This window comes from Streptomyces sp. SLBN-8D4 (assembly GCF_049739545.1).
In the GTDB taxonomy this organism is placed as follows: Bacteria; Actinomycetota; Actinomycetes; order Streptomycetales; family Streptomycetaceae; genus Streptomyces; species Streptomyces canus_C.
This window is the reverse complement of the sequence record NZ_JBMGQC010000001.1, coordinates 6,408,875-6,430,353: the sequence shown is the minus strand read 5'-3', so window position 1 is coordinate 6,430,353 and position 21,479 is coordinate 6,408,875. Positions and strand designations below refer to the sequence as shown.

Here is a 21,479-nt window from a genome sequence, read left to right as displayed (position 1 = left end):
ACCAGCCCCCGCCAGCGCCTCAACCACCCGATCGAGTGCCTCGCTCACCTCAGTGGGAGTGACCACTCGCAGCCGGCGTCGGACCCGCGTTCTTGACCGTCAGAGGCAACAGCTTCTTCCCGGTCGGTCCGATCTGGATCTGCGTGTCCATCTGCGGACACACCCCGCAGTCGAAGCAAGGCGTCCACCGGCAGTCCTCGACCTCCGTCTCGTCGAGGGCGTCCTGCCAGTCCTCCCAGAGCCAGTCCTTGTCGAGGCCGGAGTCGAGGTGGTCCCAGGGGAGGACTTCCTCGTAGGTCTTCTCGCGGGTCGTGTACCAGTCGACGTCCACGCCGAAGGCGGGCAGCGTCTTGTCGGCGCAGGCCATCCAGCGGTCGTAGGAGAAGTGCTCGCGCCAGCCGTCGAAGCGGCCGCCGTCCTCGTAGACGGCGCGGATCACGGCGCCGATACGGCGGTCGCCGCGGGACAGCAGGCCTTCCACGATGCCCGGCTTTCCGTCGTGGTAGCGGAAGCCGATCGAGCGGCCGTACTTCTTGTCGCCGCGGATCTTGTCACGGAGCTTGGCCAGGCGGGCGTCCGTCTCCTCGGCCGAGAGCTGCGGGGCCCACTGGAAGGGGGTGTGGGGCTTGGGGACGAAGCCGCCGATCGAGACCGTGCAGCGGATGTCGTTCTGGCCGGAGACCTTGCGGCCCTCGGCGATCACCTTGGTCGCCATGTCGGCGATCTGGAGGACGTCCTCGTCGGTCTCCGTGGGCAGGCCGCACATGAAGTACAGCTTCACCTGGCGCCAGCCGTTGCCGTACGCCGTGGAGACGGTCCTGATCAGGTCCTCTTCCGAGACCATCTTGTTGATGACCTTGCGCATGCGCTCCGAGCCGCCCTCGGGGGCGAAGGTCAGGCCGGAGCGGCGGCCGTTGCGGGTCAGTTCGTTCGCCAGGTCGACGTTGAAGGCGTCCACGCGGGTGGAGGGGAGGGACAGGCCGATCTTGTCCTCCTCGTACCGGTCCGCCAGGCCCTTCGCGATGTCGCCGATCTCCGTGTGGTCCGCCGAGGACAGGGAGAGAAGACCTACCTCCTCGAAGCCCGTCGCCTTCAGGCCCTTCTCGACCATGTCGCCGATGCCCGTGATGGAGCGCTCGCGGACCGGGCGGGTGATCATGCCCGCCTGGCAGAATCGGCAGCCGCGGGTGCAGCCGCGGAAGATCTCCACGGACATGCGTTCGTGGACCGTCTCGGCGAGCGGGACCAGGGGCTGCTTGGGGTACGGCCACTCGTCCAGGTCCATGACGGTGTGCTTGGACACGCGCCACGGGACGCCCGACTTGTTGGGGACCACGCGGGCGATACGGCCGTCCGGGAGGTACTCGACGTCGTAGAACGCCGGGATGTACACCGAGCCCGTCTTCGCGAGGCGGAAGAGGACCTCCTCGCGGCCGCCGGGCCGGCCCTCCGCCTTCCACTCGCGGATGATCTTCGTCATGTCGAGCACGGCCTGCTCGCCGTCGCCGATGATCGCCGCGTCGATGAAGTCGGCGATCGGCTCGGGGTTGAAGGCCGCGTGGCCGCCGGCCAGGACGATCGGGTCGTCGAGCGTACGGTCCTTGGACTCCAGCGGGATGCCCGCCAGGTCCAGCGCCGTCAGCATGTTGGTATAGCCCAGCTCCGTGGAGAAGGACAGGCCGAACACGTCGAAGGCGCCCACCGGCCGGTGGCTGTCCACCGTGAACTGCGGGACCCGGTGCTCCCGCATCAGGGCCTCCAGGTCCGGCCACACGCTGTACGTGCGCTCGGCGAGGACGCCCTCCTGCTCGTTCAGGACCTCGTAGAGGATCATGACGCCCTGGTTGGGCAGTCCCACCTCGTACGCGTCCGGGTACATCAGTGCCCAGCGGACGTCGCAGGACTCCCACGGCTTGACGGTGGAGTTGAGCTCACCGCCGACGTACTGGATCGGCTTCTGCACATGCGGGAGCAGAGCTTCGAGCTGCGGGAACACCGACGCGGCGGTTTCGGCTGACATCTCGCACTTCCATGGACGGACAGGGGTGACCATCTAGCCTAACGCGGCCGCGACCACCCCCCGTACGCCCGGAAGGTCACAGGGCGCCCGCATCCCCCTTGATCCCGTCCCAGAGTCCGGGCAGCTGCGCCTCCGCCTCCGCCGCCCGCTGCTCCTCGCGCCCGTACAGCAGCCCGTACGTGAAGGCGCTCTCCCCCGCCGCGTGGGCGACCGCGGACAGCTCGCGCAGGGTCTGCCGGGCCATCACGCTGTCCTGGTGCTCCCCCAGCAGGTTCTGGAGTGCCTTCATGGACTTGACGACGGTCTTGGCCGGGTCGCCGAGGGCCGGGCGGGCCGTCTCGGCCGCGTAGCGGGTGCGCTTGGTCTTCTTGCGGGCCTCGTGGATCGCGACGTCCCGGTCGGTGCCGGGCTCCAGTTCCAGGGCGTGCCCGACGAGCCCGGAGACCTTGCGGAAGTCCTTCCGTACGGCCTTGGCGATCACCTTGCGGGGTTTCTTCCCGGCCGCCTTCAGCAGCGGCGGGTCGGCGATCAGCGCGTCCAGGGCGTCGAGCAGGGCGAGATGGCGGCGGGAGTCCAGCACCCCGATCAGGCGCGCGCTCGCCCCGCCCGGGTTGCCCCCGGACCAGACGCCGAGGCGTTCGGCCACGGGTCCCGAGACCAACGTCCCGGGCACCTCGTCGAGGGCGGCCGACAGGCGCTCGCTGAGCACTTCGCGGTCCCGGTCCACGCCCAGCTCGGCGGCCAGCCACTTCAGTTCGTCGCCGATCGGGTCGGTGACGGTCCGGTCGAGGACCTTGCCGTACGACTTGAGGGTGCTGCGCAGTCGGCGGGTGGCGACGCGCATGCTGTGCACGGAGTCCTCGGCGTCCTGGCGGACGGCCGGGTCGAGTTCGACGATCGCGTCCCGCTGGGCGCGGACGTACGCGAGGACGTGGTCGCCGGCGGTCACCGGGTCACCGGTGACCGGGAGCTTCTTCTTGGGCGCGGTCTCCGCGAGGGCCCGGGCCAGCTTCGAGGAGGACCCGGACGGCCGTACGCCCGCCTTGCGCAGTCGCTTGTCCACCTTGTCGAGGAAGGCCGGGTCGCCGCCGTCGGCGAGCTCCACCTCGATCTCGGTCCACTGGGCGTCGCCGACGCCGCCGCTGAGCCGCTCGGCGTGCACGGCGTCCACGCTGACCTCGGCGAGGAGCCCGCCGTCCGCGTCGAGGAGGTGGCGCACGTCGCGGTCCGAACGCAGCCGGACCACGGGCAGCAGCTCGACGCCCCTGACGCGGGAGCGGACCAGTGCGGCCAGTTCGTCGGGGAGGGTGTCGGAGAGGGGTGCCCGGATCTCGTCGCGCACGCCCTCGGAGACGGGGAGCTTCAGGTGCCAGCCCGCGTCCGAGCCGCCCGTGCGGCGGCGCAGGGTGACCGAGGACGCCATGAGGCGTTCGTCGGCCGTGTCGTAGTAGGTGGCGTCCAGGTGTGCGACACCCTTGTCCACGACGGCCTCGACCCCGGCGACTCCGGTCAGATCGGGCAGGCCACTGTCGTCGGACTCATACTTGCGTTCGATCTCCCGCTTCGTGTCCGCCATGATTCAAATCTAGTCCTCGGCCTGGGGTTACGGCAGAGGGCGACATCCAGCGGGCCCACCCCGGCTACGCCGACATCGGCCGCTGCACCTTGATCGACTGCAACAGCCCCACCGCCACCCACACCGCGAACATCGAGGATCCGCCGTACGAGACGAACGGCAGTGGCAGGCCGGTGACCGGCATGATCCCGAGGGTCATGCCGATGTTCTCGAAGGACTGGAAGGCGAACCAGGCGACGATTCCGGCGGCCACGATGGTGCCGTACAGCTCGGTCGTCTCGCGGGCGATCCGGCAGGCCCGCCACAGGACGACCCCGAGCAGGACGATGATCAGGCCCGCGCCGACGAAGCCCAGTTCCTCGCCGGCGACGGTGAAGACGAAGTCGGTCTGCTGCTCCGGCACGAACTGGCCGGTGGTCTGCGAGCCGTGGAAGAGCCCGGCGCCGGTCAGTCCGCCCGAACCGATGGCGATCCGGGCCTGGTTGGTGTTGTAGCCGACGCCCGCCGGGTCCAGGCTCGGGTTGGCGAAGGCGGCGAAGCGGGCGATCTGGTACTCGTCGAGCACCCCGAGCTGCCAGACGGCGAGCGCGCCGAGCGTCCCCGCGCCGAGGAGCCCGAAGACCCAGCGGTTGGAGGCGCCGGAGGCGAGCAGCACACCGAGCACGATGATGACCATGACCATGACCGACCCGAGGTCGGGCATGAGCATCACGATCAGCATCGGGACGGCGGCCAGGCCCAGGGCCTGCAGCACGGTGCGGTGGTCGGGGTAGGGCTTGTCGCCGGCGTCGACCCGGGCCGCGAGGAACATGGCCATGCCGAGGATGATCGTGATCTTCACAAACTCCGAGGGCTGGAGGGAGAAACCGCCGCCGAGCACGATCCAGGAGTGGGCGCCGTTGACCGTGGAGCCCAGCGGGGTGAGGACCAGCAGGAGCAGGAAGACCGAGGCTCCGTACAGCAGGGGCACGGCGGTGCGCAGGGTGCGGTGGCCGACCCACACCGTGCCGATCATCAGGGCGAACCCGATGCCGGTGTTCATGAGGTGGCGGATCAGGAAGAAGTACGGGTCTCCCTGGTTGATCTCGGTGCGGTTGCGGGTCGCCGAGAAGACCAGGATCGAGCCGATCAGGGACAGGGCGAGGGCCGAGAACAGTATCGGCCAGTCCAGCCGGCGGGCGAGCGAGTCGCGGGCCAGCAGCCGGGTCCAGCCCGCGCGTGCGGGGCCGTATCCGGAGACCTGGAAGCTGTTCGCCCCGGTCATGTGAGCATCCTCCGGCTCCCCCTCCTGCGGCGCCGCCTGCGGGTGTCACGGTTCCCGTTGGTCGGCGTGTTCACGGTCGCGCCCTGCTGTGTCTCGTCCGGCTGGGGCGTGGCGTCCTGGCTCGCCCGCTGGTCCTTGGCCGGGTCCTTGGAGATCTTCGGGGACTTGATGGTCCCGTCCGTCTGGACCTTCGGCAGGCTCGTCTGCGGGGTCGGCAGGAGCGCGTTCTTCTTGTTGATGGTGCCGTCGGCCGAGACGCCGTACATGGCGTTGTAGATCTTGCGCACGGCCTCACCCGAGGCACCGGAGCCGGTACCGGCCTGCGCGATCGTCATGACGACCGTGTAGTCCTTGGAGTACGTGGCCAGCCAGGACGTGGTCTGCTTTCCGTAGACCTCGGCGGTGCCGGTCTTGGCGTGCAGCGGGATCTTGTCCTGCGGCCAGCCGCCGAACTTCCAGGCGGCCGTACCGCGGGTGACGACGCCTTCCAGGGCGGCGTCCATGCCCTTGAGGGTGGCCTGGCTGACCGGAAGCCTGCCGGTCGCCTTGGGCTTGATCTCCTGGACGGTCTTGCCGTCGGCGCTGATGATCGCCTTGCCGATGCTCGGCTGGTACATGGTCCCGCCGTTGGCGAGCGCCCCGTAGATCCTGGCCTCCTGGATCGGGGTGACGAGGGTGTCGCCCTGGCCGATGGAGTAGTTGATGGAGTCACCCTCGCGCATCTTGTTGCCTTCGAGGCAGTTCTCGTACGCGATCTTCTCGACGTAGGTGCCGTCCTTCTTGCCGGTCCTGCACCACGCGTCCTTGTTGGCCTTCCAGTACGACTCCTTCCACTGGCGGTCGGGGACGCGGCCGGTGACCTCGTTGGGGAGGTCGAGGCCGGTCTCCTTGCCGAGGCCGAACTGGTGGGCGGCCTTGTAGAAGTAGTCCTTCGGCTCGCCCTTCTTGGGGTTGATGCCGCCGTCCTTCTTCCACTCGCGGTCGGCGAGACCGTAGAAGACGGTGTCGCAGGAGACCTCCAGGGCGCGGCCGAGGGAGATGGGGCCGAAGCTCTCGCCCTCGAAGTTCTTGAAGACCTGGCCGCCCACCGAGTACGAGCTGGTGCAGGGGTAGCCGCCGTCCCACTCGTAGCCGGCCTCGACCGCGGCGGCCGTGGAGACCACCTTGAACGTGGAACCGGGTGCGGACTGACCCTGTATGGCCCTGTTGAGCAGCGGGTAGTCGGAGTTCTTGCCGGTGAGCTTCTTGTAGTCCTTGGCGGAGATACCGCCGACCCAGACGTTCGGGTCGTAGGTCGGGGCGGACGCCATCGCGACGATCCGGCCGGTCTTGGCCTCCATGACGACGACGGCGCCCGAGTCGGCCTTGTAGTTCTCGCCGGTGATCTTGTCGTACTGCTGGCGGGCGATCTTCATCGCCTGGTTCAGCTCGTACTCGGCGACCCGCTGGACGCGGGCGTCGATGCTGGTGACGAGGTTGGCGCCGGGCTGGGCCTCGTCGGCCTCGGCCTGGCCGATGACGCGGCCGAGGTTGTCGACCTCGTAGCGGGTGACGCCCGCCTTGCCGCGCAGTTCCTTGTCGTACTGGCGCTCCAGGCCCGAGCGGCCCACCTGGTCGGAGCGCAGGTAGGGCGAGTCGGTGTCCTGGGCCTTGGTGATCTCCTCGTCGGTGACCGGGGAGAGGTAGCCGAGGACCTGGGCGGTGTTGGCCTTGCCGGGGGCGGCGTAACGGCGCACGGCCTGCGGCTCGGCGCTGATGCCGGGGAAGTCCTCGGCGCGCTCGCGGATCTGCAGGGCCTGCTTGGGGGTGGCCTCGTCGGTGATGGGGATGGGCTGGTACGGCGAGCCGTTCCAGCAGGGCTGGGGCGTCTTCGCGTCGCAGAGCCGGACCTTGAGCATGACGTCCTTGGCGGACATGCCGAGGACCTTGGCCAGCTTGGTGAGGACGGCCTTGCCGTCGTCCTTCATCTTCAGCAGGTCGGTGCGGGAGGCGGAGACCACGAGCCGGGTCTCGTTGTCCGCCAGGGCCACTCCGCGGGCGTCCAGGATCGAGCCGCGCACGGCGGGCTCGACGACCTGCTGAACGTGGTTCCCGGAGGCTTCCTTGGCGTACGCGTCGCCCTCGCGGATCTGGAGGTACCAGAGGCGGCCGCCGAGGGTACCGAGGAGGGACAGCACGAGGATCTGGATGACGACGAGTCGGATCTGGACCCGTGGGGTCCGTCCGGTCTCGGGGATGTTGGTCACTGCGGCTGCCGCCCCCTCTCAGTGTGTGTCTGTGTCATATCCGGCGAACCTGTGAACGCGGCCCGCCGACTCGCGCGGGGTCACAGCCGCTTGACCCCCTTGATGCGGCCCACCCGCGCGGTACGGGTGCGCGCCTTGGTCTTCAGGCTGCCGAGGCCGCCGCGCTGACCGCCGATCTTCAGACCCGTGCCCGAGGAGAGCCAGCCCGAGGAGATGTCGGCCGACTTGGCCGCGGAACCGGCCTCGGCGAGCGGGTCGTTGTCGGCGCGGCGGGCGAGCGCCATGATGCCGGGGACGACGAACGGGGCGAGCAGCAGGTCGTACAGGGCGGCGGTGAACAGCAGGCTGGGCAGGCCCACATGACGGGCGGCGGTGTCGCCGACGAGGGCGCCGACCCCGGCGTACAGCAGGGTGGTGCCGATGGCGGCGGCGGCCACGACGACCATGGGGCCGGTGGCCGACTTGAGTCTGCCGTTCTCCGGTTTGGCGAGCCCGGCGAGGTAGCCGATGACGCACAGCACCAGGGCGTACCGCCCGGCGGCGTGGTCGGCGGGCGGGACGAGGTCGGCGAGGAGGCCGGCGCAGAAGCCGACGAGGGCGCCGCCGACATGGCCGTAGACGAGAGCCAGGCCGAGGACGGTGAGGAGCAGCAGGTCGGGGACGGCGCCCGGGAGGTGGAGACGGGCGAGGACGCTCACCTGGAGGACCAGGGCGACCACGATCAGGGCGGAGGACAGCAGGATCCGGTTGACGCGCATGACTACAGCTCCTACTGCTCTTGCTGGATCTGGCCGCCGACCGACGCATTGGCGGACGGGGTGACGGTGACCGTCACGGTCGGCGTGGGCGTCGGCTTCGGTTTCGCGGGCAGCACCGTGTCGCGCGGATCCTTCTTCGGGGCCTGGACGACGATGCCGACGATGTCGAGCTTGCTGTAGCTGACGTACGGCGTGACGTACAGGGTGCGGGTGAGGTCGCCGCTGGAGGGGTCGACGCGGGAGACCACGCCGACCGGGACGCCGGGCACGAACGGCTTGTCGGCCTGGGAGCCGAAGGTGACCAGGCGGTCGCCCTTCTTCACCTCCGCCTTGCCGTTGAGGAGTTCGACGCGCAGCGGGCGGTCGCCCTGTCCGGAGGCGAAGCCGAGCTCGTCACCGGCCTCCATGCGGGTGCCGACGGTGAAGTCAGGATCGTTGGCGAGAAGCACGGTGGCGGTGTCGGGGCCGACGGTGGTGACGCGGCCGACCAGTCCGTCGCCGTTGAGGACGGTCATGTCGCGCTGGATGCCGTCGTGGGCGCCGACGTCCACGGTGATGGTCCAGGAGAAGCCCTGGGCCGCTCCTATGGCGATGACCTGGGCGCCCTTGATGCCGTACTGGCCCTCGCCGGCGATCTTCAGCATCTTGTCGAGCTGCTTGAGCCGGCTGGAGTTGCGGTCGTCGCTGCCGAGTCTCGCCTTGAGGGCGGCGTTCTCCTTCTCCAGTTCGGCGAGCCGGTCGTGCCGCTCGCCGGAGTCACGGATGGCGGAGACGGCGTTGCCGACCGGGTCGACCGCGGAGGACACACCGTTCTCGATGGGGCCGAACACCGCGGCCGCGCCTTGGCGGGCACCGTCGACCGGTGAGTCCTCCCCACCGCGGATGTCCACCGTGATCAGCGCGAACGCGACGGCGATCAGCAGCACCAGGAGCAGCCGGCTCTCTCGTGTGTCCCTCACGTGCGGCGGCCGTGCCCTTCTTATTGAGGTTGCGTTTGTGGGAGTTTATGCCTCGATATCAACGATCCGCCGCACGAGAGGAGATCATCCCGTACGGCGGAATCGAAGCGTTACGTCATCTGCGCGGCTGGGCGTCCAGCACCTGCTGGAGCGCCTCGAATTCCTCGACGCACTTCCCGGAGCCGAGCGCCACGCTGTCCAGCGGGTCCTCGGCGATGTGGATCGGCATGCCGGTCTCCCGGCGCAGCCGCTCGTCGAGCCCGCGCAGCAGGGCGCCGCCGCCGGTGAGGACGATGCCGCGGTCCATGATGTCGCCGGAGAGCTCCGGCGGGCACTTGTCGAGGGTCGTCTTGACGGCGTCGACGATGGCGTTGACGGGCTCCTCGATCGCTTTGCGCACTTCGGCGGCCGAGATGACGACGGTCTTGGGCAGCCCGGAGACGAGGTCCCGGCCGCGGATTTCGGTGTGTTCGTCAGCGTCGAGGTCGTACGCCGAACCGATCGTGATCTTGATCTGTTCGGCCGTCCGCTCACCCAGGAGGAGCGAGTACTCCTTCTTGATGTGCTGGATGATCGCGTTGTCCAGCTCGTCTCCCGCGACGCGGATGGACTGGGCGGTGACGATGCCGCCGAGCGAGATGACCGCGACCTCCGTGGTGCCGCCGCCGATGTCCACCACCATGTTGCCCGTGGCCTCGTGGACCGGCAGGCCGGAGCCGATGGCGGCCGCCATGGGCTCCTCGATGATGTGCACCTGGCGGGCGCCGGCCTGGGACGACGCCTCGATGACGGCGCGGCGCTCGACGCCGGTGATGCCCGAGGGGACACACACGACGACGCGCGGCCTCGCGAGATACCGCCGCTTGTGGATCTTCAGGATGAAGTAGCGCAGCATCCGCTCGGTGATCTCGAAGTCGGCGATCACGCCGTCCTTCAGCGGCCGCACGGCAACGATGTTGCCGGGGGTCCGCCCGATCATCTTCTTCGCTTCGGCGCCGACAGCCAGGATTCCACCGGTGTTCGTGTTGATCGCGACGACGGACGGCTCGTTGAGTACGATCCCGCGACCCCTGACGTACACCAGCGTGTTGGCGGTCCCGAGGTCGACAGCCATGTCACGGCCGATGAACGACATTGAGTTCCCCATCAGGATTCGTCTGGCCTTCCTGGGAGCTTTTGAGGGCATTTCAGGTCGGCGAAGTGGGTGCTGTGACGTGAAGGCTTCCATCGTAGACGCGCCTGCACGAACACTGCGCGAGGGTCTTCGCCATTGTCAGCAGATCAAACGCCGCCTCGCTTGTGGAGACGGTCCATAGGGGGCACTCGTTCCCCCGATCGGCACGCATATGCCGAGGGACGGCCGAAAATGTACGGCCGCCCCAGGTCAGACGCCAGAGCGGGCTGACGTCCCCTCAGAAAATGCCATCAAACCTCCGCACGGGACCTATGCGCGCCCGGGGAAGAAGATCTTCACCTCGCGCTCGGCGGACTCCTCCGAGTCGGAGGCGTGGATGAGGTTCTCCCGGACGATGACGCCGAAGTCCCCCCGGATGGAGCCGGGCGCGGCGGCGATCGGGTCGGTCGGACCCGCCAGTTGGCGTACGCCCTCGATGACCCGCTCGCCCTCGACGATCAGCGCGACGACGGGGCCGGAGGCCATGAACTCCACCAGCGGCTCGTAGAAGGGCTTGCCCTTGTGCTCGCCGTAGTGCTGCTCCAGGGTGTCCTGGTCCAGGGTGCGCAGCTCCAGCGCGGTGATCTGCCAGCCGGCCTTGCGCTCGATACGGCTGATGATCTCGCCGGTCAGGCCACGACGGACGGCGTCGGGCTTGAGGAGGACGAGGGTGCGCTGGCTCACGAGGGGCTCCTTGCCTGCTGACATGTGCGGTGGGACGAGATTACAGGGCGTGTCGGTGCGCTCGTCACACAGCGTCAGGTGTAGTGGAGCCCGCCGGAGCGGCTGGGGTGGCTTGGGCGGCCTGATCGGCCTGGGCGGCCTGGGCGGCGAATCTCGCCTTCGCCTCGTCGATCTTCCGGCCGTAGTGCACGGAGGCCCACCACAGCGCGGCGAAGATCGCCCCCATGAAGAACATGGTCGGGATGACGAAGCCGGAGGCGATAAGAGCGATCTGGAACGCCCAGCCGAGGGCGATGCCGCCGGGCCGGGTCACCATTCCGCACAGCGCGAGACACAGGAACATGGCGATCCCGCTGACCGTCCACACCGTGGAACCGGCCAGGTCGGGGTCCTTCATCGCGACCAGGGCGGCGAAGCCGACGACGAAGAACTCGCCGATCAGGGTCGATGCACAGAGCGTACGCATGGCCGGTGACTCAGCCCCTTCCGAGCAGCAGCCGGGCCTCGCCGACCGTGATGACCGACCCGGTGACCAGCACACCGCCGCCCGCGAACTCGCCGTCCTCCTCGGCCAGCGTGATCGCCTCCTCCAGCGCGTCCGGCAGCCGCGGCTCGACCTGCACGCGCTCCTCGCCGAACACCTCCACGGCGATCGCGGCGAGCTCGTCGGCGTCCATCGCGCGGTGACTGGAGTTCTGGGTGATCACGACCTCGGCGAGGATCGGCTCGAAGGCCTCAAGGAGCCCCCGCACGTTCTTGTCGCCGCTCGCGCCGACCACACCGATCAGCCGGCTGAAGTCGAAGGCCTCACCGACCGCCTCGGCGGTGGCGCGGGCGCCCGCCGGGTTGTGGGCGGCGTCCAGGACGACGGTCGGGGAACGCCGTACGACTTCGAGGCGGCCCGGGGCGGAGACGGCCGCGAAGGCCTTGCGGACGGTGTCGATGTCGAGGCGGTCCGGGCGCTGGGCACCCACGCCGAAGAACGCCTCCACGGCGGCGAGCGCCACGGCCGCGTTGTGCGCCTGGTACGGGCCGTGCAGCGGCAGGTACACCTCTTCGTACTCGCCGCCGAGGCCGCGCAGGGTCAGCAGCTGCCCGCCGACGGCGACCTGCCGGGACACGATCCCGAACTCCAGCCCCTCGCGCGCGACGGTCGCGTCCACCTCGACGGCCTTCTTCAGCAGGACCTGCGCCGCGTCGACCGGCTGCTGGGCCAGGACGACGACCGCGTCCTGCTTGATGATCCCGGCCTTCTCGACGGCGATCTCCCCGGGAGTCTCGCCGAGCCGGTCGGTGTGGTCCAGGTCGATGGGGGTGACCACGGCGACATCGCCGTCGATGACGTTGGTGGCGTCCCAGGAGCCGCCCATGCCGACCTCGACGACGGCCACGTCGACGGGCGCGTCCGCGAAGGAGGCGTACGCCATGCCGGTCAGCACCTCGAAGAAGGACAGCCGGTACTGCTGCTGCCCGTCGACCATCTCGACGTACGGCTTGATGTCCTCGTACGTCTCGATGAACCGCTCGGCGGAGATCGGGGCGCCGTCCAGGCTGATGCGCTCGGTGACCGACTGGACGTGGGGGCTGGTGTAGCGGCCCGTGCGCAGTTCGAAGGCGCCCAGAAGGGCCTCGATCATGCGGGCCGTCGAGGTCTTGCCGTTCGTCCCCGTGATGTGGATCGAGGGGTACGACCGCTGCGGCTCGCCGAGGACGTCCATCAGGGCGCTGATGCGGCTGACGGAGGGCTCCAGCTTGGTCTCGCCCCAGCGGGTGGCGAGCTCCGCCTCGACCTCGCGCAGAGCCTTGTCGACCTCGGGGTCCTCTGGGCGTGCGGGCACGTCTGCCTCCGGCGGGCCGCCCTGGGTGCGCAGGGTGCGGCTGCCGGCCTCGATGACCGCGAGGTCGGGGTCTCGGTCGGTCTCGGCGGCGACGATCTCGTCGAAGGGGTCGGTCTCACTCACGGGGCCAGTCTACGGAGGCCGACTGACAGAGTGCCCACGGAGTGGGGTGGCTGGTCCTGTTCGGCGGGCGCGGGGAGTCTGTGGCTGGTCGCGCCCACGCGGCGGAGCCGCACATCGATGCGGCCCCGCGCCCCTGAAGGCACTACTGCTGAGGCAGGCCTTCCAGCTGGGCCTGGATCCTCTTGATGTCCTCGTCCGCCTTGGCCAGGCGGCCGCGGATCTTGTCCACCACGTTGTCCGGGGCCTTCGCGAGGAACGCTTCGTTGCCGAGCTTGGCGTTGGCCTGGGCCTTCTCCTTCTCGGCCGCCGCCAGGTCCTTCGCGAGGCGCTTGCGCTCCGCCGCCACGTCGATCGTGCCGGAGAGGTCCAGCGCGACCGTGGCACCGGCGACCGGGAGGGTCGCCGTGGCCGCGAATGCCTCGCCCTCCGGCTGGAGGCGCAGGAGCTGGCGGATGGCGGCCTCGTGGGCGGCGAGGGGGGTGCCGGTGAGCTCCAGGCGGGCCGGGACCTTCTGGCCGTCCTTGAGGCCCTGGTCCTTGCGGAACCGGCGGACCTCGGTGACGACCCGCTGGACCAGCTCGATCTCGAGTTCGGCGGCCTTGTCGCGGAAGCCGCTGTCGGCCGGCCACTCGCCGACGACCAGGGACTCGCCACCGGTGAGGGTGGTCCACAGGGCGTCCGTGACGAACGGGATGACCGGGTGGAGAAGGCGCAGGGTCACGTCGAGGACCTCGCCGAGGACCCGGCCGGAGACCCTGGCCTGCTCGCCGCCCGCGAAGAAGGTCGTCTTCGACAGCTCGACGTACCAGTCGAAGACCTCGTCCCACGCGAAGTGGTAGAGCGCGTCGGCGAGTTTGGCGAACTGGTAGTCGTCGTAGTACGCGTCGACCTGGGCGACCGTCGTGTTGAGCCGGGACAGGATCCAGCGGTCCGTCGCCGACATCTCTGAGGCGTCCGGCAGCGGACCCTCGACCGTGGCGCCGTTCATCAGGGCGAAGCGGGTGGCGTTCCAGAGCTTGTTGGTGAAGTTCCGGGAGGCCTTGACCCAGTCCTCGCCGATCGGCACGTCCGCGCCCGGGTTGGCGCCGTTGGCGAGGGTGAAGCGCACGGCGTCGGAGCCGTAGGCGTCCATCCAGACCAGCGGGTCGACCGCGTTGGGGTTCGACTTCGACATCTTCTTGCCGAACTCGTCGCGGACCAGGCCGGTCAGCGCGATGGTGTGGAAGGGGGCCTGGCCGTCCATGGCGTAGAGGCCGAACATCATCATCCGGGCGACCCAGAAGAAGATGATGTCGTGGCCGGTGAGCAGGACGTCGGTGGGATAGAACTTCCGCAGGTCCTCGGTCTGTTCGGGCCAGCCGAGCGTGGAGAACGGCCACAGGCCGGAGGAGAACCAGGTGTCCAGGACGTCGGAGTCCTGGGTCCAGCCCTCGGCCTCCGTACCGGGCGGCTCCTCGTCGGGTCCGACGCAGACGACCTCGCCGTCGGGGCCGTACCAGATCGGGATGCGGTGGCCCCACCACAGCTGGCGCGAGATGCACCAGTCGTGCATGTTGTCGACCCAGTCGAAGTAGCGCTTCGACATGTCCTCGGGGTGGATCTTGACGCGGCCGTCGCGGACCGCGTCACCGGCGGCCTTGGCGAGCGGGCCGACCTTGACCCACCACTGCAGGGAAAGACGCGGCTCGACCGTGGTCTTGCAGCGCGAGCAGTGGCCGACGGAGTGCATGTAGGGGCGCTTCTCGGCGACGATCCGGCCCTGCTCCTTGAGGGCGCCGACGACCGCCGAGCGGGCCTCGTAGCGGTCCAGGCCGATGAAGGGGCCGTGGACCGTGATGACGCCGTGCTCGTCCATGATCGTCAGCGACGGCAGGTCGTGGCGGCGGCCGATCTCGAAGTCGTTCGGATCGTGCGCCGGGGTCACCTTGACCGCGCCGGTGCCGAACTCGGGGTCGACGTGGGTGTCGGCGACGACCGGGATGGTGCGGTCGGTGAGCGGGAGCTTGATCTGCTTGCCGATGAGGTGCCGGTAGCGCTCGTCGTCGGGGTGGACGGCGACGGCCGTGTCACCGAGCATCGTCTCCGCGCGCGTGGTCGCGACGACGAGGCTGTCCTCGCCCTCGCCGTAGCGGATGGAGACCAACTCGCCCGCGTCCTCCTGGTATTCCACCTCGATGTCGGAGATGGCCGTCAGACAGCGCGGGCACCAGTTGATGATGCGCTCGGCGCGGTAGATCAGCTCGTCCTCGTAGAGCCGCTTGAAGATGGTGAGGACGGCCTTGGACAGGCCCTCGTCCATCGTGAAGCGCTCACGGCTCCAGTCGACGCCGTCACCGAGGCGCCGCATCTGGCCGAGGATCCGGCCGCCGTACTCCTCCTTCCACTGCCAGACGCGCTCGACGAACTCCTCGCGGCCCAGGTCGTGGCGGGACTTGCCCTCCTCGGCGAGCTGCTGCTCGACCTTGTTCTGGGTCGCGATACCGGCGTGGTCCATGCCCGGCAGCCACAGCGCCTCGTAGCCCTGCATGCGCTTGCGGCGCGTGAGGGCGTCCATGAGGGTGTGCTGGAAGGCGTGCCCGAGGTGCAGGCTGCCGGTGACGTTCGGCGGCGGGATGACGATGGTGTACGGGGGTTTGTCGCTCTTCGCGTCGGCGGTGAAGTAACCCTTGTCCACCCAGCGCTCGTACAGCGCCCCCTCTACCTCGGCCGGCGCGTACTGGGTCGGCAGTTCGGTGCTGGGCGCTGTGGGCTGCTGCTGAGCGTTCTCGGTCACGGGGTCAGTTTAGGGGTGTCCCGGGCGTGTCCCGAAACGCGTTTGTTCTGTAACGGTGGAGGCCCCGATGCGGTGTGCTGCCTGTGCCTGAGCCAGGATGTCGGGAACACATAAGCATCTGGAGGGGAACCCAGAGATGAGTCACAACCAGCCGGGCCCGTACGGGCAGCCCCAGCAGCCCGGGCAGCAGCCGCAGCCCGGGCCGTACGGCCAGCCGGGCCCCTACGGCCAGCCGCCGCAGGCGCCCCAGCCCGGCTACGGGTACCCCCAGCAGGCACCGCCGCCCCAGCAGCCGGGACAGCCTCCGCAGCCGGGCTACGGCTACCCGCAGCAGGGTGGCGTTCCTCCGCAGACCCCGCCGTACGGCCAGCCGCAGGCTCCCTACGGCCAGCAGCCGCCGTACGGCCAGGCCCCCTACGGCGTCCCGCAGCCCCCGCCGCCGGGCGGCGGCACTGGCAAGAAGATCGGCATCATCGTCGGCGCGGTGGCGGTCGTGGCCGCGATCGGGGTCGGGGCGTACCTCGTGATCGGCGGGGGCGGGAACGGGGGCGGCGGGTCGGACATCGCGGACGACGGGGCGCACAAGCTGACCGCGCCTGCGACCGTCCTCGACGGGGAGTACAAGAAGGGGTCCGACTCCGCGGCCGCGGGGATGACCGACGACGACATCAAGGACGCGGAGTCCTGGGGTGTGGACAACCCGAAGGACGTCAGCGCGAGTTACACGGCGGGTTCCGGTCTGACCTCGAAGAACCTGACGTTCGCCGGTGTGTACGGCAGCATCGACGACCCGGAGAAGGTCATCGACGCGATGTTCGCCCAGACGAAGTCGGAGGCGTCGAAGAGCTCCTCCGAGGGCGAACTCGTCGGCAGCCCCAAGGAGTTCACGCCCGCCGGTTTCGAGAACGGCGTCCTGAAGTGCCAGGAGATCAAGACCACCGAGTCGGGGCAGACCGTGACGATGCCGTTCTGCGTCTGGGCCGATCACAGCACCGTCACCTATGTGCTGTCGTTCGACCTGGCCGGCCTGGCCGAGGGCAAGAGCACCTCCATGGAGGACGCGGCCGCACTGACGGCGAAGCTCCGCAACGACGTGCGCGTCAAGGCCTGACGCCCGCCCCCTCAACACCGAAGGGGCCCCGGTCGGTTGACCGGGGCCCCTTCGCATGTCCGGGACGGCTACGCCGTCTTCTGCTCGCCCGAACCCCGTCCGCGCGCGTCCCTCGGGATGAGCGTCGGGTTCACGTTGGAGTGGACGACGTCCGCCGTGATGACGACGCGGGCCACGTCCTTGCGGGACGGGATCTCGTACATGACGCCCTGGAGGACCTCTTCCATGATGGCGCGCAGGCCGCGCGCGCCGGTCTGGCGGAGGATGGCCTGGTCGGCGATGGCCTCCAGCGCCTCGCGCTCGAAGTCCAGCTCCACGCCGTCGAGTTCGAAGAGGCGCTGGTACTGCTTCACCAGCGCGTTGCGCGGCTCGACCAGGATCTGGAGGAGGGCCTCACGGTCCAGGTTGTGGACGGAGGTGATGACGGGGAGGCGGCCGATGAACTCGGGGATCATGCCGAACTTGACCAGGTCCTCGGGCATGACGTCCTCGAACTGGTCCTTGGCCTCCAGCTCGCGCTTGGAGCGGATCGTCGCCCCGAAGCCGATGCCCTTGGCGCCCGCCCGGGACTCGATGAGCTTCTCCAGGCCCGCGAAGGCACCGCCCACGATGAACAGGACGTTCGTCGTGTCGATCTGGATGAACTCCTGGTGCGGGTGCTTGCGTCCGCCCTGCGGCGGGACCGAGGCGGTGGTGCCCTCGAGGATCTTCAGCAGGGCCTGCTGCACGCCCTCGCCGCTCACGTCCCGCGTGATCGACGGGTTTTCACTCTTCCGCGCGACCTTGTCGATCTCGTCGATGTAGATGATCCCGGTCTCGGCCTTCTTGACGTCGTAGTCGGCCGCCTGGATCAGCTTGAGCAGGATGTTCTCGACGTCCTCGCCGACGTAGCCCGCCTCGGTGAGCGCCGTCGCGTCCGCGATCGCGAACGGGACGTTCAGCATGCGGGCGAGGGTCTGGGCGAGGAGCGTCTTGCCGGAGCCCGTGGGGCCCAGCAGGAGGATGTTGGACTTCGCCAGCTCGATCGCGTCGTCACGGCTGCTGCCGCCGCCGTTCTCGCCGGCCTGGACGCGCTTGTAGTGGTTGTACACCGCCACGGAGAGGGCCTTCTTGGCCGACTCCTGGCCCACCACGTAACCCTCCAGGAACTCGTAGATCTCGCGGGGCTTGGGCAGTTCCTCCCAGCGCACCTCGCTCGTCTCCGCGAGTTCCTCCTCGATGATCTCGTTGCAGAGATCGATGCACTCGTCGCAGATGTACACACCAGGCCCTGCGATGAGCTTCTTGACCTGCTTCTGGCTCTTGCCGCAGAACGAGCACTTGAGCAGATCGCCGCCGTCACCGATGCGTGCCACGGTGTGCTTCCCCTTCGCCTGGGAGACGCCTAGGTCCAGCGGCTCCTGGTGCTGCCTTATGTCCGACGGTACCTTGCCGGGCCCCCCGTTCGGGCCCCCCTTGGCAGGGTTCACTTTGACGTGCACTGTGCCAAGGGGCGGCATATCCTACGGGGCCGCGTCAGCGGACGGCGGCGTTGTTCATCTTCCGGGTGGAGATGATCTGGTCGATCAGGCCGTACGCCAGGGCGTCGTCGGCCGTCAGGATCTTGTCGCGCTCGATGTCCTCGCGGATCTTCTCGATCGGCGTGGTGGAGTGCTTGGCCAGCAGGTCTTCCAGCTGCGCGCGCATCCGGAGGATCTCGTTGGCGGCGATTTCCAGGTCGGAGACCTGACCGCGACCGGTCTCGCTGTACGGCTGGTGGATCAGCACCCGCGCGTTGGGCAGCGCCATGCGCTTGCCGGGCGTACCGGCGGCCAGCAGGATCGCCGCGGCGGAGGCCGCCTGCCCCATGCAGACCGTCTGGACGTCGGGCTTCACGAACTGCATCGTGTCGTAGATGGCGGTCAGCGCGGTGAAGGAGCCACCGGGGCTGTTGATGTAGACCGAGATGTCCCGGTCGGGGTCCATCGACTCCAGGCACAGCAGCTGCGCCATGACGTCGTTGGCGGAGGCGTCGTCGATCTGCACGCCGAGGAAGATCACGCGCTCCTCGAAGAGCTTCGCGTACGGGTCGTACTCGCGGATGCCCTGCGAGGTGCGCTCGACGAAGCGGGGGATCACATAGCGGGACTCGGCGCGCGGGCCGGTGTACTCGGCCTCGGTGCGGGCGTAGAGGCCGCTGCCGGGGAAGTCGTTCACTGTCTGTCTCCTAGGGGCTTGGGCGGTCGGCTGAGGGGCTGCACGGGGGTGTTGTGACCCCGCATGGGGCTCAGGCCCCGGTGCCGCCGCCGCCCGGCATACCGGCGGCCGTGGCGATCACGTCGTCGATGAGGCCGTACTCCTTGGCCTCGTGGGCGTCGAACCAGCGGTCGCGGTCCGAGTCGCGGGTGATCTGCTCGATGGTCTGGCCGGTGTGCTGCGAGGTGAGCTCGGCCATGCGCTTCTTGGTGTGCAGCAGCCGCTCGGCGTGGATCTTGATGTCCGAGGCCGAACCGGCGAGGCCGGCGGACGGCTGGTGGATCAGGATCTCGGCGTTCGGCAGCGCGAAGCGCTTGCCGGGGGTGCCCGCGCTGAGCAGGAACTGGCCCATGGAGGCCGCGAGGCCCATGGCGATGGTCACCACGTCGTTCTTGATGTACTGCATGGTGTCGTAGATCGCCATGCCCGCGGTGATCGATCCGCCGGGGCTGTTGATGTAGAGGTAGATGTCCTTTTCCGGGTCAGCGGCAAGGAGCAGCAGCTGCGCGGTGATCTTGTTGGCGATGTCGTCGTCGACCGCCTGGCCGAGGAAGATGATCCGCTCGCCGAGCAGCCGGTTGTAGACCTGGTCACCGAGGCCACCACCGATGGAGGGGTCGCCGGCGGCGGAGGGCATCAGATTCGTCACGTATCCACCTGCTCGTCTTACGACGGCGCCGGGGCCGTCTCACGTGTTCCCGTCCGGGGGCTGGGCAGTTCGAGGGACTTCCCTGCCCTGGTACTCATGGACCCTAACGCGCTGGTCCCCTTGGGGAATCCCGGTAAGGGGGGTGTTCGCCGGGGGCGTAGCGCCGTGGTATCGCCGGTTCGGTGCCGGGTGCGGGCGATTCGTGGCTCGCCGCGCGGTTCCCCAGGCCCTGGGCCAGGCCCTCGGGCCCCATGCGGAAGGGCCCCGGAGACATGCGTCTCCGGGGCCCTTCCCACGACGTTCGCCGACGTTCTACGACGTCCGCCGACGTTCTACGGCGTTCGAGATGCCGTGGGCTCAGCCCTCGGTCTTCTCCTCGGCCTCGGCCGGGGTCTCCTCGGAGGCGGCCTCGACAGTCTCGGCCGTCTCGTCCTCGTCGTCGTCCAGGTCGATGACCTCGCCGTTGGTGTCCTTGACCGTGGCGGCCTCGACCACGACGGCCAGGGCCTTGCCGCGGGCGACCTCGCCGACGAGGAGCGGGACCTGACCGCCCTCGACGACCGCCTGGGCGAACTGGTCGGGGGACATGCCGGAGGAGGCGGCACGGCGCATGAGGTGCTCGGTGAGCTCCTCCTGGTTGACGTTCAGCTTCTCGCGCTTGACGAGCTCGTCGAGCACGAACTGGGTCTTGATGCCCTTGACCGCGGCTTCCTTGGTCTCGGTGTCGAACTCCTCGACCGTCTTGCCCTGGATCTCGAGGTACTTCTCGAGGTCGAGGCCCATCTGGCCGAGCTGGTGGTGCTCCAGGTTGTGCTTGCGGGTGTTGATCTCGTCCTCGAGGAGCTTCTCGGGGACGGGCACCTCGACGAGCTCCAGGAGCTTCTCCAGGACGCGCTCCTGGGCCTGGGTGGCCTGGTCGTACTGCTTCATGTTCTCGAGGCGCTTGCGGCTGTCGGCCTTCAGCTCGTCGAGGGTGTCGAACTCGGAGGCGAGCTGCGCGAACTCGTCGTCCAGCTCGGGCAGTTCGCGGGCGGCGACCTGGGTGACCTTGACGGTGACCTCGGCCTCCTTGCCGGCCGCGGAGCCGCCCTTGAGCTCGGAGGCGAAGGTGGCCTCGCCACCGGCCTCCAGGCCCTTCACGGCGTCGTCGATGCCGTCCAGCAGCTCGCCGGAGCCGATGGTGTAGGAGACGCCGCTGGCGACGCCGTCCTCCAGCACCTCGCCGTCGACCTTGGCCTCCAGGTCGATGGTGACGACGTCGCCGTCCTCGGCGGCGCGCTCGACGGGGGACGTCGAGGCGAAGCGCTCACGGAGCTCGGTCACGGCCTTGTCGACGTCCTCGTCGCTGACCTCGACCGCGTCGACCTCGACCTCGATGCCGGAGTAGTCCGGGATCTCGATGGCGGGGCGGACGTCGACCTCGGCGGTGAAGTTCAGCGTCTCGCCGTCCTTCAGCTCGGTGATGTCGACCTCGGGCTGGCCGAGGACGTCGATCTCGGCCTCGTTGACCGCCTCGGTGTAGAACTTGGGAAGCGCGTCGTTGACGGCCTCCTCCAGCACCGCACCGCGGCCGAACCGCTGGTCGATGACGCGGGCCGGGATCTTGCCCTTCCGGAAGCCCTTCACCGTGACCTGCTGGTTGATCTTCTTGTACGCCGCGTCGAGGCTGTCCTTGAGCTCCTCGAAGGGCACCTCGATGCTGAGCCGAACCCGAGTCGGGTTCAGGGTCTCCACGGCGCTCTTCACGGTTCGGTCTCCTTGGGGGCTGACTTCTTGGTTTCTGCCGGAGCCAGAGCGGCTCCGGCGGATTCGCCGCCCGGAGGACTTCCAGTGGAGATCCAGAGGATGAGGCACACGGGCGTGCAGCTTGCATAGTAACGGCAGCGGCGACACGCCCCAAAGGCGATCACGGACTCGGTCACGCGAGCTGATCGCGCAGGTGGTCGGGGTGGCGGGATTTGAACCCACGGCCTTCCGCTCCCAAAGCGGACGCGCTACCAAGCTGCGCCACACCCCGTCTGGTGCGACACGTAGGCTACATGCCCGCAGGCAGCGGGGCTGCCGCATTT

Annotated in this window: 16 protein-coding genes and 1 tRNA gene; 1 reads left to right on the top strand and 16 read right to left on the bottom strand. The window is 69.0% G+C overall.

Annotation, left to right across the window (positions count from 1 at the left end; genetic code table 11):
- Positions 1 to 49: 49 nt before the first annotated feature.
- The 11 genes from RKD20_RS29140 to RKD20_RS29090 all read right to left on the bottom strand — a co-directional run bounded on the left by RKD20_RS29140 (position 50) and on the right by RKD20_RS29090 (position 15,415).
- Positions 50 to 2,020: a TIGR03960 family B12-binding radical SAM protein gene (locus RKD20_RS29140; RefSeq protein ID WP_424880289.1), complete on the bottom strand. Its 1,971-nt coding sequence runs from the start codon at positions 2,018 to 2,020 to the stop codon at positions 50 to 52.
- 76 nt (positions 2,021 to 2,096) lie between these two features.
- Positions 2,097 to 3,596: a CHAD domain-containing protein gene (locus RKD20_RS29135; protein WP_424880288.1), complete on the bottom strand. Its 1,500-nt coding sequence runs from the start codon at positions 3,594 to 3,596 to the stop codon at positions 2,097 to 2,099.
- A 64-nt stretch (positions 3,597 to 3,660) separates the two neighbouring features.
- Entirely contained in the window at positions 3,661 to 4,860 is a 1,200-nt protein-coding gene (rodA, locus tag RKD20_RS29130) for a rod shape-determining protein RodA (protein ID WP_424880287.1), read from the bottom strand.
- Entirely contained in the window at positions 4,857 to 7,106 is a 2,250-nt protein-coding gene (mrdA, locus tag RKD20_RS29125; RefSeq protein WP_424880286.1) for a penicillin-binding protein 2, read from the bottom strand. Before mrdA ends, rodA begins: the two co-directional genes overlap by 4 nt.
- An 80-nt stretch (positions 7,107 to 7,186) precedes the next feature.
- Positions 7,187 to 7,864, bottom strand: coding sequence for a rod shape-determining protein MreD (mreD, locus tag RKD20_RS29120; protein WP_424880285.1), 678 nt, complete (start codon positions 7,862 to 7,864; stop codon positions 7,187 to 7,189).
- Positions 7,865 to 7,875: 11 nt separating this feature from the next.
- On the bottom strand, positions 7,876 to 8,823 hold the full coding sequence (gene mreC, locus RKD20_RS29115) for a rod shape-determining protein MreC (RefSeq protein WP_424880284.1): 948 nt from the start codon (positions 8,821 to 8,823) through the stop codon (positions 7,876 to 7,878).
- Positions 8,824 to 8,938: 115 nt separating this feature from the next.
- Positions 8,939 to 9,958, bottom strand: coding sequence for a rod shape-determining protein (locus RKD20_RS29110; protein WP_004931372.1), 1,020 nt, complete (start codon positions 9,956 to 9,958; stop codon positions 8,939 to 8,941).
- 309 nt (positions 9,959 to 10,267) lie between these two features.
- The gene (gene ndk, locus RKD20_RS29105; protein ID WP_007382017.1) at positions 10,268 to 10,681 is read right to left on the bottom strand and encodes a nucleoside-diphosphate kinase; all 414 of its coding nucleotides are present in this window, start codon (positions 10,679 to 10,681) and stop codon (positions 10,268 to 10,270) included.
- A 64-nt stretch (positions 10,682 to 10,745) separates the two neighbouring features.
- Positions 10,746 to 11,147, bottom strand: a complete 402-nt coding sequence (locus RKD20_RS29100; protein ID WP_424880283.1) for a DUF4233 domain-containing protein — start codon at positions 11,145 to 11,147, stop codon at positions 10,746 to 10,748.
- A 10-nt stretch (positions 11,148 to 11,157) separates the two neighbouring features.
- Positions 11,158 to 12,642 (bottom strand): bifunctional tetrahydrofolate synthase/dihydrofolate synthase, encoded by a 1,485-nt coding sequence (gene folC, locus RKD20_RS29095; protein WP_424880282.1) that lies wholly within the window; start codon positions 12,640 to 12,642, stop codon positions 11,158 to 11,160.
- Positions 12,643 to 12,784: 142 nt separating this feature from the next.
- On the bottom strand, positions 12,785 to 15,415 hold the full coding sequence (locus RKD20_RS29090) for a valine--tRNA ligase (RefSeq protein WP_424880281.1): 2,631 nt from the start codon (positions 15,413 to 15,415) through the stop codon (positions 12,785 to 12,787).
- A gap of 136 nt (positions 15,416 to 15,551) precedes the next feature.
- Between RKD20_RS29090 and RKD20_RS29085 the strand changes: the two genes are divergently transcribed.
- Positions 15,552 to 16,526 carry a hypothetical protein gene (locus RKD20_RS29085; RefSeq protein WP_424880280.1) on the top strand — a complete coding sequence of 325 codons (975 nt, stop codon included), beginning with the start codon at positions 15,552 to 15,554 and terminating at the stop codon, positions 16,524 to 16,526.
- Positions 16,527 to 16,594: 68 nt separating this feature from the next.
- Here RKD20_RS29085 and clpX read toward each other — a convergent pair whose 3' ends face one another.
- The 5 genes from clpX to RKD20_RS29060 form a co-directional block, all read right to left on the bottom strand.
- The gene (clpX, locus tag RKD20_RS29080) at positions 16,595 to 17,881 is read right to left on the bottom strand and encodes an ATP-dependent Clp protease ATP-binding subunit ClpX (RefSeq protein WP_020116380.1); all 1,287 of its coding nucleotides are present in this window, start codon (positions 17,879 to 17,881) and stop codon (positions 16,595 to 16,597) included.
- A 160-nt stretch (positions 17,882 to 18,041) separates the two neighbouring features.
- The gene (locus RKD20_RS29075; protein ID WP_007382023.1) at positions 18,042 to 18,722 is read right to left on the bottom strand and encodes an ATP-dependent Clp protease proteolytic subunit; all 681 of its coding nucleotides are present in this window, start codon (positions 18,720 to 18,722) and stop codon (positions 18,042 to 18,044) included.
- A 70-nt stretch (positions 18,723 to 18,792) separates the two neighbouring features.
- Positions 18,793 to 19,398 carry an ATP-dependent Clp protease proteolytic subunit gene (locus tag RKD20_RS29070; protein ID WP_050789879.1) on the bottom strand — a complete coding sequence of 202 codons (606 nt, stop codon included), beginning with the start codon at positions 19,396 to 19,398 and terminating at the stop codon, positions 18,793 to 18,795.
- 369 nt (positions 19,399 to 19,767) lie between these two features.
- Complete coding sequence (gene tig, locus RKD20_RS29065) at positions 19,768 to 21,156, bottom strand: trigger factor (RefSeq protein ID WP_020116382.1); 1,389 nt, start codon at positions 21,154 to 21,156, stop codon at positions 19,768 to 19,770.
- Between the two features lie 194 nt (positions 21,157 to 21,350).
- Positions 21,351 to 21,427: transfer RNA gene (locus tag RKD20_RS29060), tRNA-Pro, on the bottom strand.
- Between the last annotated feature and the right edge of the window lie 52 nt (positions 21,428 to 21,479).